The 15,539-nt window shown below is 29.4% G+C and carries 16 protein-coding genes; 14 read left to right on the forward strand and 2 right to left on the reverse strand.

The genetic code is table 11. The features are described 5' to 3' along the window. From CBD51_004850 to CBD51_004915, 14 genes are all read left to right on the forward strand, one after another. Positions 1-412 (forward strand): hypothetical protein (locus CBD51_004850; protein ID RPG58563.1); only part of this gene is annotated, 412 nt, incomplete at its 5' end. Between the two features lies 1 nt (position 413). Continuing rightward, complete coding sequence (locus CBD51_004855) at positions 414-1,424, forward strand: gfo/Idh/MocA family oxidoreductase (protein RPG58564.1); 1,011 nt, start codon at positions 414-416, stop codon at positions 1,422-1,424. A gap of 27 nt (positions 1,425-1,451) precedes the next feature. Then, positions 1,452-1,829, forward strand: coding sequence for a glycine cleavage system protein GcvH (gene gcvH / locus CBD51_004860; GenBank protein ID RPG58565.1), 378 nt, complete (start codon positions 1,452-1,454; stop codon positions 1,827-1,829). A gap of 55 nt (positions 1,830-1,884) precedes the next feature. Then, a complete protein-coding gene (locus CBD51_004865; GenBank protein RPG58566.1) occupies positions 1,885-2,586 on the forward strand; it encodes an energy transducer TonB in 702 nt (233 codons plus the stop codon). 48 nt (positions 2,587-2,634) lie between these two features. Next, positions 2,635-3,543 carry an NAD-dependent epimerase/dehydratase family protein gene (locus tag CBD51_004870; GenBank protein RPG58567.1) on the forward strand — a complete coding sequence of 303 codons (909 nt, stop codon included), beginning with the start codon at positions 2,635-2,637 and terminating at the stop codon, positions 3,541-3,543. Beyond that, the gene (locus CBD51_004875; GenBank protein ID RPG58568.1) at positions 3,540-4,385 is read left to right on the forward strand and encodes a UDP-glucose/GDP-mannose dehydrogenase family protein; all 846 of its coding nucleotides are present in this window, start codon (positions 3,540-3,542) and stop codon (positions 4,383-4,385) included. Before CBD51_004870 ends, CBD51_004875 begins: the two co-directional genes overlap by 4 nt. Further along, entirely contained in the window at positions 4,386-5,273 is an 888-nt protein-coding gene (gene cyoE / locus CBD51_004880; protein ID RPG58569.1) for a protoheme IX farnesyltransferase, read from the forward strand. Positions 5,274-5,276: 3 nt separating this feature from the next. Beyond that, the gene (locus CBD51_004885; GenBank protein RPG58570.1) at positions 5,277-5,849 is read left to right on the forward strand and encodes a heme-copper oxidase subunit III; all 573 of its coding nucleotides are present in this window, start codon (positions 5,277-5,279) and stop codon (positions 5,847-5,849) included. A 63-nt stretch (positions 5,850-5,912) separates the two neighbouring features. Then, positions 5,913-6,704: a cytochrome oxidase subunit III gene (locus tag CBD51_004890; GenBank protein RPG58571.1), complete on the forward strand. Its 792-nt coding sequence runs from the start codon at positions 5,913-5,915 to the stop codon at positions 6,702-6,704. A 10-nt stretch (positions 6,705-6,714) separates the two neighbouring features. Further along, complete coding sequence (locus CBD51_004895; protein RPG58572.1) at positions 6,715-7,032, forward strand: cytochrome C oxidase subunit IV; 318 nt, start codon at positions 6,715-6,717, stop codon at positions 7,030-7,032. 12 nt (positions 7,033-7,044) lie between these two features. Continuing rightward, positions 7,045-7,770, forward strand: coding sequence for an SCO family protein (locus CBD51_004900; protein RPG58573.1), 726 nt, complete (start codon positions 7,045-7,047; stop codon positions 7,768-7,770). Then, positions 7,767-7,991 carry a hypothetical protein gene (locus CBD51_004905; protein RPG58574.1) on the forward strand — a complete coding sequence of 75 codons (225 nt, stop codon included), beginning with the start codon at positions 7,767-7,769 and terminating at the stop codon, positions 7,989-7,991. The genes CBD51_004900 and CBD51_004905 overlap by 4 nt, the downstream gene beginning before the upstream one ends. Before the next feature lie 13 nt (positions 7,992-8,004). Next, positions 8,005-8,688, forward strand: coding sequence for a tRNA (adenosine(37)-N6)-threonylcarbamoyltransferase complex dimerization subunit type 1 TsaB (gene tsaB / locus CBD51_004910; GenBank protein ID RPG58575.1), 684 nt, complete (start codon positions 8,005-8,007; stop codon positions 8,686-8,688). Between the two features lie 96 nt (positions 8,689-8,784). After that, complete coding sequence (locus CBD51_004915) at positions 8,785-12,084, forward strand: hypothetical protein (GenBank protein RPG58576.1); 3,300 nt, start codon at positions 8,785-8,787, stop codon at positions 12,082-12,084. A 6-nt stretch (positions 12,085-12,090) separates the two neighbouring features. Here the strand turns inward: CBD51_004915 and CBD51_004920 are convergent, their stop codons facing one another. Next, on the reverse strand, positions 12,091-14,172 hold the full coding sequence (locus CBD51_004920) for a thioredoxin domain-containing protein (GenBank protein ID RPG58577.1): 2,082 nt from the start codon (positions 14,170-14,172) through the stop codon (positions 12,091-12,093). Further along, positions 14,169-15,533 (reverse strand): dipeptidase, encoded by a 1,365-nt coding sequence (locus CBD51_004925; GenBank protein RPG58578.1) that lies wholly within the window; start codon positions 15,531-15,533, stop codon positions 14,169-14,171. The genes CBD51_004920 and CBD51_004925 overlap by 4 nt, the downstream gene beginning before the upstream one ends. Between the last annotated feature and the right edge of the window lie 6 nt (positions 15,534-15,539).

Here is a 15,539-nt window from a genome sequence, read left to right on the forward strand (position 1 = left end):
TAGAATTTTAAAAAAAGAGATTATTAATTTAGTTAAATACGGTATTTTAAATTTTCATCCTGGTATTTTACCATTGGTCAGGGGTTTGGATTCTATTTTGTGGTCTATATATAGGTTGCATGCTATTGGTGTTACAGCTCATTTAATTAATGAACATATTGATTCGGGTTTATTGGTGCAAAAAAAAACTATTCAAATCAATAAGAATGATGACTTAAAATCTTTATACGAAAAAAATTATCAGTTACAATTAGATTTAATTCCAATAAGTTTAAATTTGATTTTTGACAACGTTGATTGTTATTCATTTGAGCAATTACAATCGAATTTAAACTATAATACTTACATGCCATATAATTTACAGTTAGAGTTGCAAAATAGGATAATTAATTATATTAATAAGTTTTCTTGAAATGAGTCAAAAAGTACAATTTGGTATAATAGGTTTTGGACATATTGGTACTCGTCATGCCAAATGTATTCTTGATCATCCACAAACCAATTTAAGTGCTATATGCGACAGTCTACCATTAGAAAAACTTAATCGCAATAATATAGATAAAAGTATCTTTTGTAGCTATGAAAATATTATTTCTAATCAAAACATTGATGTAATTAATATATGCACTCCTAATTATTTACATGCAAAAATGGCTGTAGATGCTTTAAAAGCTGGTAAGCATGTAGTAATTGAAAAGCCAATGGCTCTTTCAACTTTAGAAGCTCAAAAAATTATTGATGCTTCTAAGATGTTCAATAAATTAGTTTTTTGTGTTATGCAAAACAGATTTTCACCATCAATTATTTGGTTAAAAGATGTTATTTTTAAGAAAATACTAGGAAAAATTAACATGTTCTCAATTAATTGTTTTTGGAATCGAAACGATAATTACTATTTAGATAGTGAATGGCATGGTTCTTACGAAAAAGATCGCGGACCATTATTTACTCAGTTTTCTCATTTTATTGACGTAATTTATTGGCTATTTGGTTCAGTAAGTTCTATTAATTCAGACTTTTTTTATTTTAACAAAAAACATTTTATAGAATTTGAAGACTCAGGAATTATACGATTAAATTATGAAGATAATCTTGTGGGAGTTTTGAATTACTCAACTGCTGTTTGGAATAAAAACTTTGAAAGTAGTATAACAATAATTGGTGAAAAAGGAACTGTTAAAATAGGTGGGCAATACATGGATCAGATAAAATATTGTGATATTAAAGACTATACGCAGCCAAAAATAAATAGTAAGGTGGCTTGTAATGATTATGGTACTTATAAAGGTTCAGCATCAAATCATGACAAAATGATTGATAATGTTGTAAATGTTTTAATTGACAAACATGAAGTACATACAAATGCTTTAGAAGGATTAAGTGTTGTTAGAATAATTGAAAAAATATATAATCAAAGAAAATAACTAATTTTAAAATAAATAAATTTTTATATGGAACTACTGAATAATTTACAATACACAAAAAATCATGAGTGGGTTTTAATTGAGGGAAATATAGCGACAATAGGAATCACTGATTATGCACAAAAGGAATTAGGAGATATTGTTTATGTTGACGTAGATTGTCTTGAACAGCAGCTGAATGCTGATGATGTTTTTGGATCTGTTGAAGCTGTAAAAACAGTTTCTGACTTATACATGCCCGTTTCCGGAAAAATAATTGAAGTTAATGATGCGTTAGATAATAATCCAGATCTGTTAAATCAATCTCCTTATAATGATGGTTGGATTATAAAAGTTCAAATTAACGATGCAAATAATAATGAATTATTAAACTCTGATCAATACAAGTCTTTAATTGGTATGTAATAAAAGTTTTGAAATTTTGTTGTCCTAGTGTGTTTTATGTACATTTGCTTTTGTTATGATTTTTAAAAAATATCCAGAATTTGATTTAGAAAAAAAAAGAGGTTTTTTTACTCAGATAGGCTTGGTCATCTCTTTATTAGTTGTAATTATAGCCTTTGAATGGAAAACTTACGATAAGTCTGCTTCTAGTTTAGGTACATTAGATATGTTTGACATTGAAGAAGAAATTATTCCTCTTACTGAGAAAGAACTTAAACCACCACCACCACCACCTCCGCCACCACCCAAGATAACGATCGTTGAAGATGATATTATAATAGAAGAAGAGTTAGAAATAGAAGATGCAGAAATTGACGAAGATGAAATTATTGAGATTCTTGAAGAGGAGGAGGAAGAAGAGCTTTTTAATTTTGCTGTTGTTGAGCAGCAACCTATATTCCCAGGTTGTTCAGAAACAGCTTCTAAAGATGAAAATTATATTTGTTTTCAAAGGGGAATCGGGTCTCATATAAAACAAAATTTTCAGTACCCTGCAATTGCGAAGGAAATGGGTATTAGTGAAAAAATATTTATAGAGTTTATAATTGATAAATCTGGTAAGGTAACATCTTCGCGTGTGGTAAGGGGAGAGGATAAACATTTGAGACAAGAGGCATTAAGATTAGTTAATACTATACCTAAAATGACTCCTGCAAAACAAAGAGGTAAGCCGGTATCTGTTACATTTACACTACCCATTAACTTTAGTTTACAATAGACAACTAGAATTATTAATCTTTTTTTATGTCTTATTAATTTTTAATTTATGAAAAAAGTACTAGTTACAGGTGGAGCAGGTTTTATAGGCTCTAATTTAGTAGATGTTTTATTAGAAAAAAAAGTTGAAGTTGTTATAATTGATAATCTTTCAACAGGTAACAAAAAAAATATTAATAATAATGCAACTTTTTTAGAATACGACTTATCTACTATGTCAGCACCTGATTTAATTGATGTGTTAAGTGATATTGATATAGTATTTCATTTAGCAGCTTTGGCAAGAGTACAGCCGTCCATTGAAGACCCTCTTCCTTATAATAATGCAAATGTAACTGCAACTCTTAACTTATTAAATGCGTGTGTTAAAACAAATGTAAAGAGGGTGGTTTATAGTGCTAGTAGTTCCTGTTATGGAAACTCTAGCAAGGTCCCTCAGAGAGAAACAGATTCTATTAATCCGCTTTCACCTTATGGTTTACAAAAATATATTAGCGAACTATATTGTAAGTTGTATAGTGATATTTATAATTTAGATACGGTATCACTAAGATATTTTAATGTTTATGGTGAACGAATGAGTCTCTCAGGAGCTTATTGTTTAGTTACTGGAATTTTTGCTCGACAAATGAAAGCAGGCAAGCCATTAACCATTACAAATGATGGAAATCAAAAAAGAGATTTTACATATGTTGGTGATGTGGTCGAAGCAAATATATTGGCAGCAAAATATGATCAAAAGTTGAATGGTGAAGCGTTTAATATTGGAAATGGTAATAATGTGTCGATTAATGAGGTTGCTGATATGTTTGGAGGATTAAAAACTTATGGAGAAAATAGACTTGAGCCCTTTGAAACACTTGCTGATAATTCAAAAGCAAAAAAAATTTTAAAATGGCAACCCAAGGGTAATTTGTCAAAATGGATTAAAGAATATAAAATAGATTTAGGTATATGAAAAAAATTGGTATTATTGGTAGAGGTTTTGTTGGGTCAGCAGTTGAATTCGGTTTTTCAGCTCAAACAGGATGTGATGCAATTGTAAAAGTATATGATAAAAATCCTAAATTATCACAAAACACTTTAGAAGAAACACTTAATGAATCTGACTTTGTTTTTCTTTCTGTTCCAACTCCATCTAACTCTGATGGTAGTATAAATTTAGAAGTACTTGAACAAGCTTTATTCGATATAAATAAAATTAATAATCGTTCAAATATAATTTTAATAAGATCAACAATTGTGCCGGGAACAACAAGAGATTTTCAAGATTCGTTCTCTAATCTTAATTTAGTTTTTAATCCAGAATTCTTGACAGAAAGATCAGCAAAATATGATTTTATCAATCAGTCTAGATTTATTTTGGGTGGTAAAACAAAGGACACTTCAAAAGTAGCTGATCTCTTTAGATGGAGATTTGGTGAGACAACTTCGATTATTGAGACAAATTTTGAAACTGCCGAGCTAATAAAGTATATGAATAATTGTTTTTTTGCTACAAAGGTTTCTTTTCTTAATGAAATGAAATTAATGAGCGATAAAATTGGCGCAGATTGGGTCACTGCTGTTGAAGGCTTTGTTAGAGATGGAAGGATAGGACACTCTCATTTATCTGTTCCAGGTCCTGATGGAAAATTAGGATTTGGTGGGAGTTGTTTCCCTAAAGATATTCAAGCGATTATAAATTTCGCTAAAAAATTAGATATTGAATTGCATACCCTGCAAGGAGCTTGGGATACTAATTTAACTGTAAGGCCGGAGAAGGATTGGGAAAAACTTAAAGGTCGTTCTGTTATATAAATACTAATATTTAAATATTTTTTTGTGCTAAATTATATTGAATTATTAAAACCTAGATTATCGGCTACTGTTTTATTTTCCTCATTAGCAGGATATATTTTAGCATCACAATCCTTTGATATACAAATACTATTAAAGCTTATGGTGGGTGGTCTTTTTTTAGTTGGTTCCTCCAATGGATTAAATCAAGTTTATGAAGTTAATATCGATGCTTTAATGGATAGGACAAAAAATCGACCATTACCGACAAAAAGAATAACTTTGAATGCAGCTTTTATTTTCTCATTAATTTTAGGTCTTTTAGGAATATTTATCCTTTCAACAATTAATTTTAGATGCGCTTTTTTTGGATCCTTATCATGTTTAATATATGTTGTTGGATATACACCGCTTAAAACGACCACTCCTCTTTCAGGATTTATTGGTGCTTTCCCTGGGGCTATGCCTTTTATGCTTGGTTGGGTAGCTGTATCAAATCAATTTAGTCTTGAAACAGGTATTTTGTTTGCAATTCAATTTTTATGGCAATTTCCACATTTCTGGTCAATTGCATGGATAAGGTATCAGGATTATAAAAAAGCTAATATACAATTATTGCCATCTGGACAAAGAGACCATAAGTCTGCATTTCAAATTGTTTTTTATACTTTTTGGCTAATTCCAATTTCAATTTCTCCGTTATTATTAGATTATTTTTCAATTGATTCTTTAATTGACTTATCAATAGTTGGAGCTGTATCAGTTTTTTTACTTGGATTATACTTTTTACAAAAGGCACTAGTCTTGTTAAAATCAAAATCTGTAATTGATGCAAAAAAACTAATGATTTCTAGCTTAATTTATTTGCCTGTTTTACAAATTATTTATATTATAGATAAATTTATTTAATCTATGGAGATTCGTAATTCTAACCAAAAGGTATTTAGAGCGCAAGACAATTTATTAATGATAGCAATGTTCAGTGTTATTATGTTATTTGCTGGTTTAACTAGTGCTTATATTGTATCAAAAGCTGCATTAGCTAGCAAATGGGATATTATTCAACTTTCAATAATGTTTTATATAAGCACAGCTTTGATAATAATAAGTAGTGTATTTGCACATTTTGCATTAAAACAATGTAAGTTGGATAATATAAAGATGACATCACGTTATTTGTTATTAGCAATAATTTCAGGTTTACTTTTTTTTGCTTTTCAATTTTTAGGATGGCGCTCTATGGTTTTAGAAAGTAAATTTTTGTCTGGCAACAATGTATCTGCTTCATATATATATGTTTTAACTATTACTCATTTTTTACATGTTGTTGGCGGATTAATTTCTTTAGTGATAATATATTTTAATTCTAAAAATAAAAAATATAATAAACTAAATTTCCAAGGTTTAAAGTTAGGAGTTAGGTTTTGGCATTTTTTAGGATTTGTGTGGATTTATTTATTTTTATTTTTGACGTTAATTAATTAAAAAATTATATTNTTTTTTTTGATTAATTAATTAAATTTGTGTGAATCTTTAAATAGATATCTTATGCAAAATACAGTCNTAGAAAAAAATCTTTGGAGAGGAGGTGTGAGGCCCATGATTGCAAGTTATGGAAAATTAATGATGTGGTTTTTTCTCATGACTGATGCTTTGACCTTTTCCGCTTTTTTAGGTGCCTATGGATTTCAAAGATTTGTTCATGCAGACGCCTGGCCTGTCGCAGATGAGGTTTTCAATCATTTTCCATTTATGCATGGAGAATATCCAATGTTTTTTGTTGCATTAATGACATTCATACTAATTATGAGCTCAGTTACAATGGTTTTAGCAGTACATCATGGACATAAGATGAATAAAAAAGGCGTCATTATTTGGTTAGGATTAACTATTGTTGGAGGATTAATTTTTTTGGGCTCTCAAGCATGGGAATGGTATCACTTTATACATGGCACATATGAAGGTGCTATAAGAGGTGCAGATGGCTCTATAGCTCATTTTGTTGCTGGAACTACAAATGAAATAATTAGACATGGTGAAATTCTTACTGGCGAAGTTGCGGCTACTTTTATCGCATCAGCTAATGAAATTCATGGAGCAAATTTAATCTTCAATGAATATGGTCACCCATTATTTGCTAACTTTTTCTTTTTTATAACTGGCTTTCACGGTTTTCATGTTTTTTCAGGGATTGTTATTTTAGTAGTAATTTTCATCAATGTTTTAAGAAATACATATGAAAAAAGAGGTCATTACGAAATGGTAGAAAAGGTTGGTCTATATTGGCACTTTGTCGACCTTGTTTGGGTGTTTGTTTTTACATTTTTCTATTTAGTTTAAATACAGTATTATGGCAGAAGGAAATTCTACACGAAAAATTTGGTTAGTATTTTGGATACTATTTGTATTAACTACAATAGAAGTATTATTAGGTATTTTCAAACCAAGTACTTTGGTTGATAATTCAATAATAGGAGTGTCATTATTAAACCACACATTTATTATATTAACTTTAGTTAAGGCATATTACATTGTAATGACCTTTATGCATTTGGGTGATGAGAAAAAAGCCCTAAAAATTTCAATTATTACTCCCATGTTTATATTGGTGCCTTATCTACTATTTATACTTTTAGTTGAAGCTTCTTTTCATGGTGCAATTGGATAAACTATATATTTTATGACATCAATTAAAAAGTGGCTGATATTATTTGCCATACTAATTTTTCCATATATTATTGTTCAAATTATTGAGAGATCAACACATAATATTTTAACACTTGGATATATTGAAAATAAGAATTTAGATTTAGATTCTTTAGGTGGAGTAATTGAGTTAATTGATAGTTTACAAGTTCCACCATTTAGTTTGATTAATCAGGATGGAAAATATTTAAATAACAATGATTTACTAGGTACTAATTATATAGTAAACTTTTTCTTTACATCATGTCCTACTATCTGCCCGACAACAACATTAAATTTAATTGAACTTCAAAATAAGATAGATAAATATGAAATAAATGATTTTAAAATCATATCAATTAGTGTTGATCCGGAAAATGACACTCCTAAAGTATTAAAATTGTACGCAGAGTCAATGAATATTAATTTATCAAATTGGGAACTATTAACAGGCAGTGAAAAAGAAATCTATGATTTAGTGAGGTCAGGTTTTTCTTTATCTGTAGGTCAAGATAGTTTAGCTCCAGGAGGTGTTTTCCATTCATCGAATATAACTATAGTCGATTCCAAGGGTTATTTAAGAACGGGTTTAGATAAAAAGAAAAACATAAAATTTGTATATGACGGAACCTTGTATAGTGATATTAAATTATTAGTAGGAGAAATACAAAGATTAAGTATTATCAACTTTAAAGATAATTACGAAATAAAAAAGCAATGATTTATTTTAGGACAATTTTTTATATAATTTTTGTGATTTTTAACATCAATATAAATGCACAATGTTCAATGTGTCGTGCAGTGGCTGAATCTAGTCAAAGTGGGGGGTCAAGCATAGCTGATGGTTTAAATACAGGTATTTTATACCTAATGATGTTTCCCTATTTATTACTCATATATGCATTAATTAGACTTTATTTTAGAGAAAAACAACAAACATAAATGAACGTTAATAATGGCTTTAATTTTATGTGTAGATACTAGTTCAAAGAATTGTTCTGTCTCGCTTTCTAAAGACGGAATTGTTATATATACAAAGGAAAAACTTGAGGAAGGTTATTGTCATGGTGAGGAATTACATTCATTAATCGAGGATTTGTTTTTAGATGCAAAACTTGAAATATCACAAATTGATGCAATTTCTTTTAGTTCTGGCCCAGGATCTTATACAGGACTTAGGATTGGTGCGGCTACAGTAAAAGGGTTGGGTATTGCTTTAAATAAAAAAATTGTATTAGTATCTACATTAAAAGCAATGTGTTGGGGCTTTGTCAATAATGAACAAGAAAATTTCATTAACGATGCCAACTACTTTTGTTCTACATTGGACTCAAGACAAGGAGAAGTATATGCATCGATATATGATGTGTTAGGAAATGAAATTCTTCCTCCTTTTGCATGTGAGGTCGCAAAACCAACATTTATAAATATTTTAAATACTAATAAAATATGTTTTTTTGGTACTGGATTGTATAAGTTGAAAAATGTTATAAATCATAAAAATGCTTCTTTTTATGATGGATTTTTACCATCATCAATTAATTTAGCTTTTTTAGCTGAAAACACATATAACCAAAAAAAATTTGCTGATATCGCGTATTTCGAACCAACGTATTTAAAGGACTTTATCGCAGGTTAATTGATAATTGATTTGTAGGAAGATGCTTGTTTTTTTCTATTTGTTAATTTAATGTTAATTTTTTAACTTTGAATTAGTTACCCCAAAATACATGCCATGTCATCTAATTTTAGTTCTTTCATTCCTACCCTCATTTTACTAACTTTATTTTCTTGTTCTAACAAAGAAAAAAATACAAATCTTTTTACATTATTAAATTCTAAATACACAGGTGTTGATTTTATAAATCATTTGCCAATAAATGTTATGACAGATGATAACGTCTTGTCTTCTCAGTACTATTATAATGGCGGAGGTGTAGCAATTGGTGATGTGAATAATGATGGTCTGCAAGATTTATACTTAACCGCCAATAAATCATCAAATAAGCTATTTTTAAATTTAGGTAATTTAAGATTTAAGGATGTAACACTACAATCAGGAGTAGGTTCAATCAGGTTTTCAACAGGTGCTACTTTTGTTGATGTAAATAATGATGGTTTTTTAGATTTATACGTTTGTAACTCAGGTGTTAAATCCACACAGATTAAGGATAGAGCAAATCAATTCTATATCAATCAAAAAGACGGTACATTTAAGGAATTAGCTAGAGAATACAGAGTCAATGATCCTAATTTTTCAACTCATGCTGCATTTTTTGATTATGATAAAGATGGAGATTTAGATTTATATATTTTAAATTATTCAATTGATTTTAGAGTGGATATAACTAAGCGAGATTATACTGATAATGATTTGAAACAATATAGTGGAAGGATGTTAGAGAATTTGGGGTCAAAGTTTAAGGATGTTACTAAGGAATCAGGATTATTACATTATGGTTATGGGTTGGGTGTCTCTGTTTCAGATATTAATAATGATAATTGGCCGGATCTATATGTTGCTAATGATTTTACTATACCTGACAAAATTTTCATAAACAATGGAGATAAAACATTTAGCGATAAAATAAAAAGTTTTACTAATCAAACTTCATGGTTTTCTATGGGTGTTGATATTGCAGATTTTAATAATGATGGCTTTGTTGACATAGGACTTTTAGATATGGCATCCCAGGACCATGTTAGAGGTAAAATTTTCATGGCATCAATGGACCCAAACAATTTTTATTACTTAGTTAATGAGTTAGGCTATCAGCATCAGTACATGTTTAATTCATTACAATTAAATAATGGAAATAATACATTTTCAAATATTGCTAATTTATCAGGGGTAGCTAAAACTGATTGGAGCTGGGCACCATTATTTGCAGATTTTAATAATGATGGATTTAAAGATTATTTTGTTTCGAATGGTTACAGACGAGTATTTGGAGATAATGATTTTCAAATAAAACTGAATAAATACAAAAAACTGAATAAACTAAATCAAACAAATAGGGAAATTCTATATAATGAAATACCTGAATTAAAATTACCTAATAAGTTGTATATAAATAATAAAAATTTAAAGTTTGAAGATCTAGGTGAAATGGAGGGATTAACACAAGGGTCTTTTTCTAACGGTGCTGCATACTGCGATTTGGATAATGACGGAGATTTAGATCTTGTTGTAAATAACATAGATCAAGAAACTTTCATATATAGGAATAATACTGAACAATTTTCAAGTAGTCAATTTTTAAAGGTTAATCTTTCAGGAGATATTTCTTCTGATTATTATAATGCGAAAGTGACGTTATTTTATAATGACAAAATACAATTTCAAGAATATAGTCCATCAAGAGGTTTTATGTCATCTGTAGAACATAGTTTACATTTTGGTTTTTCTAAAAATGTAGAATTACTTGATAGCCTAGTTGTTAATTGGATTGATGGGACTCGAAGTGTTGTTAAAAATATTGCATGTAACCAAGTGTTAAGTGTTTCTAAGAGTCAAAACTTACCTTTACAAACTAGTATTCCAAAAAATACAATTTATACTACTTTGCCTGCTGAATCTTATGGTATTAATTTTATTCATTCTGAAAATGAGTATAATGACTTTGCAAAAGAAAACCTTTTACCACATAAACAATCTTGTTTAGGTGCATTTGCATCTGTTGGTGACATTAACGGTGATAATTTAGAAGATATTTTTCTTGGTGGTGCATCCAATCAAGAAAGTAAAATTTATATTCAAAATAAATTTGGAAAGTTTAATGAATTGAAGACTAATGTTTTTAATCAGGATAAGTCTTGTGAAGATATGGGTTCACTTTTTTTTGATTATGACGGTGATAACGATTTAGATTTATATGTTGTAAGTGGGGGTGGGGGTGAATTTGATAAAGATTCAGATTATTTACAAGATAGACTTTACATAAATAAAGGTGGCGGTAATTTTATTAAGTCAAAAAATGTTCTGCCTTCTATGATAACAAGTGGTCAAAAAGTAAAAGCAGAAGATATTGATAATGATGGTGATTTAGATTTATTTGTTGGAGGAAGAACTTTGCCAGGTTTATATCCGTACAGTCCAAGAAGTTTTTTGTTGATTAATAATGATGGTGTATATGAAGATTTAACTGAAAATTGGAATCCTAAATTGACTCACCTTGGCATGGTAACAGATTTTTTATTTTGTGATATAGATAGTGATGGCAAAAAGGACTTAATTATTGTTGGTGAATGGGAAAATATTAAGGTTTTTCATAATACAGGTAGTGCTTTTATTGAAGCATCTGATCAATATGATTTTAGCGAATTGTCAGGTTGGTGGTACAGTATAGAAACTGGAGATTTCAATAATGATAATAAGTTGGATTTTCTTGTTGGTAATATTGGTGAAAACAGTAAGTTTAAAGCATCCAACAAAGAACCATTTCATATTTTTACTAATGATTTTGATAATAGTGGTGATCAAGATATTGTATTAAGTTATTATTATAATGGTGAACTAGTACCCTCAAGAGGGAGGGAATGTTCTTCAGGTGATATGCCATTTATAACAGAAAAATGTAAAACATATAAGGATTTTGCAGAATCCTCTTTAGAAGATGTATATGGTACTGAAAAATTAGAATCAGCAAATCATTTAACAGCAAATACATTTAGTTCAATTGTAATTTTAAGTACCCAAAATGGATATACTTACAACAAATTAAATGTAGAAGCTCAATTTTCACCTATTAATAAATTTATAGTTGAGGATTTCAATAAGGATGGAAATTTAGATTTTATAATTGGTGGCAATATGTATCATACTGAGGTCGAAACAGCCAGATATGATGCAGGTACAGGTCGTTATTTTTTAGGTGATGGTAATGGAAGCTTTAATTCTCTTTCAGTCGGTAAAAGTGGTATATATATAGATAATGATGTTAAAGATATAAATCCTATTATTATTAATAATAAAAAAACTTATTTAGTTACAAATAATAATAGTGCTCCTCAAATGATTATAAAAAATAGATAGATAGGATTAATAAGTGATTTGTAACAGTGCTTGACTTACTTGTTCTGTAGGTCTTTGACAAGCCCCGTTCTGGCATACATATATCATTGTCTTCCCTTCTGTATACTTATATTTCAAAATTTCCATGTCGTTGTTATCTTTACTTCCAATTAGCAGAGTGTTTGGTAAAAAAAATGATAGAATTTCTGCTTGTATTTTTTCAGCTTTTTCTCCAACAACTACTATTTCATAAAATGGATATGTATAGTTAAGCATTAAACTTGCCCAGTTAGAGTACCCGGATCCGAATGTTATTATTTCTGGTTCAATATTTTTTAACATTTGTGTGGCCATTTCTTTATATAGTTTTTTAGAAAGGATGTGCCCAAGATAGAGTAGTGATTTCGCTAGTGATGAGTTAGATGCCGGAATAACGTTGTCATTTATTTCCATTTTTCTAGCAATTAATGATTTGTCTTTGTCAGATGTAAAAAAGAACATACCACTTTTCTCGTCGTAAAAGTGTTTTAAAGTATATTGGATTAATTTTTCAGCTTCCATTAACCATGTTTTATTACTTGTTACTTCATATAGATTAATAAAAGACTCGATTACAAAAGCATAGTCTTCAAGAAAACCATTTATTGTGCTCTTACCATTTTTATAGCTATGAAATAATCCACCATCTTTTTTTAGTTGTTTCGATAAAATAAAATCTCCTAAGTCAACGGCTTTTTGTAAAAAACGCTCTTCATTAAAAGTTTTATAAGCATCAACATATGCCTTAAGCATTAATCCGTTCCATGACGTTAAGCACTTATCATCTAATGCAGGACTTATTCTTTTTGAACGGTATTCAAATAATATTTTATTTATTTTATCAATTTTTTGATGTAATTCATCATTACTTAAGTTATATTTTTTAGATAGCGCAATCACATTATTATTTTTCAATAAAATCTGTTGTCCTTCCCATGTTCCACTTTCATTAATATTATAATAATCACTACATAAGTCATAATCTTCTTGAAGAATGCTTTTCAGTTCTTTTTTATTCCATAGATAGTATTTTCCTTCTTGACCTTCGGTATCTGCATCTAATGATGAATAGAACGAATTATTTTCATAATCATGTAATTCTCGTTCAACAAATTGAATAGTTTTATATACAATTGATTTAAATTTTTCATTCTTAGTTAATTTATATGCTGAGCTATATAGAGATATTAGTTGAGCATTATCATAAAGCATTTTTTCAAAATGAGGGACTTTCCATAAGTCGTCCGTAGAATATCTACAAAAACCACCGCCTATTTGGTCGTAAATTCCACCATTTGCCATTTTGTTTAATGTTAGATTAACATATTCTATGATGGAGTCATTTCCAGATAAAAAACCATAGTCTAGTAGGAATTGATAATTATTTGGTAAAGGAAATTTTGGAGCACCATTTTGACCACCATTTTTATAATCAAAATTTTCAGACCACTGCATATAATAATTTTCTAACACTTCTTTAGAGAATTTGTCTTTATTATTTGATTTCTCAATTAATTCAGTGTTAGCAATCCCTTTTGTTAATTTTTCTGCATAATCAATTACAATTTGAGGTTTTTCGTTATAAAGTTTATAAACTTTTTGAATTTCGTTTATCCATTCATTTTTTGTAAAGTATGTTCCTCCCCATATTGGTTTACCATTAGGGAGCGCAATACAATTTAATGGCCACCCCCCCCTTTGTCTCATTAATTGAATAGCGTTCATATAAATTTGGTCAATATCGGGTCGTTCTTCTCTATCTATTTTTATGCACACAAAGCTATCGTTCATGATTTTTGCAACTTCTAAATCTTGGAAGCTTTCTTTTTCCATAACATGGCACCAATGACATGCAGCGTATCCTATACTAATTAACAATAATTTATTCTCTTTTTCAGCTTTTTTAAGTGCTTCAGGCCCCCAGGGATACCAATCTACAGGGTTGTTGACATGTTGCAGTAAATATGGACTAGTTTCATTTGATAAATGATTAGATGTCTTCTCATTTTTCAGGTTACATGAATACAAAAGGGTAAGTGTTACAATACAGACTTTTAAAATTATTTTCATGTTTTTTGAGAAAAATGCTTAAAAAATAATGGTATGGTTTCAATACCTTTGTAAAAATTAAATAGTCCATAATGTTCGTTTGGAGAATGAATAGCATCAGAGTCTAATCCAAAACCCATTAGTATAGATTTCAATCCAAGTTCGCTTTCAAAAAGCGCTACAATAGGAATACTACCACCACTTCTAACAGGAATTGGTTTTTTCCCAAATGTCTCTTCCATTGCTTTACTTGCTGCAATATATCCACGATCATTTAATGGCGATACATAAGCTTCACCCCCATGATGAGGAGTTACTTTAACTTTTGTACCACTTGGTGCAATACTCTCAAAATGCTTCTTAAATAAATTAGTAATATCCTTTGATTTTTGATTGGGCACTAATCTCATAGATATTTTAGCATATGCTTTAGATGCTATCACTGTCTTTGCTCCTTCACCAATATATCCACCCCATATTCCATTGACATCTAAAGTTGGTCTAATTGAATTTCTTTCCATAGTACTAAATCCTTTTTCGCCATAGACTTCATTAATGTCAAGTTCTTTTTTATAATTGTCTAGGTTAAAAGGAGCTTTAGCCATATCACTTCTTTCGAATTCAGATAGATTTTCTACTTGATCATAGAATCCAGGTATGGTTATTTTTTTATCTGCATCATGTAAAGATGCAATCATGTTACAAAGAATATTTATAGGGTTTGCTACAGCTCCTCCGTATAGTCCGGAGTGTAAATCTCTATTAGGTCCAGTTACTTCAACTTCAACATAACTCAGACCCCTTAATCCCGTTGTAATTGAAGGTGTGTCATTTGCTATAATACCTGTGTCAGAAATAAGTATAATGTCAGAGCTAAGTAAATCTTTATTTTTTTTAACAAATGCTTCTAAGTTCTCTGAACCAACCTCTTCTTCTCCCTCAATCATAAATTTAACATTACAAGGTAGTTCATTGGTAGCAATCATTGCTTCAACTGCTTTTACATGCATAAAAAATTGCCCTTTATCATCACAAGCGCCTCGGGCATATATTTTACCATCTCTAATTTCAGGACTAAATGGGTCAGATTCCCACAAATCTAATGGATCTGGTGGTTGAACATCATAGTGTCCATATATTAATATTGTCGGCAGATTAGAACTTAAAATCTTTTCTCCGTATACAATCGGAAATCCTTTTGTTTGAAATAATTGAGTGTTTTCGAGACCTATTTTATTGAAATTATCTTTAAGCATTTCAGCAGTTTGAAAAACATGTTTTGAGTATTTAGGGTCGGCACTAATTGAAGGTTGTTTCAAAAAAGAAAAAAGTTCATTTAAAAATTTATCTTTATTTTGTTCTATGTATTGTTGAGTATTCATTGTATT

This window comes from Flavobacteriales bacterium TMED191 (assembly GCA_002171975.2).
GTDB lineage: Bacteria > Bacteroidota > Bacteroidia > Flavobacteriales > TMED113.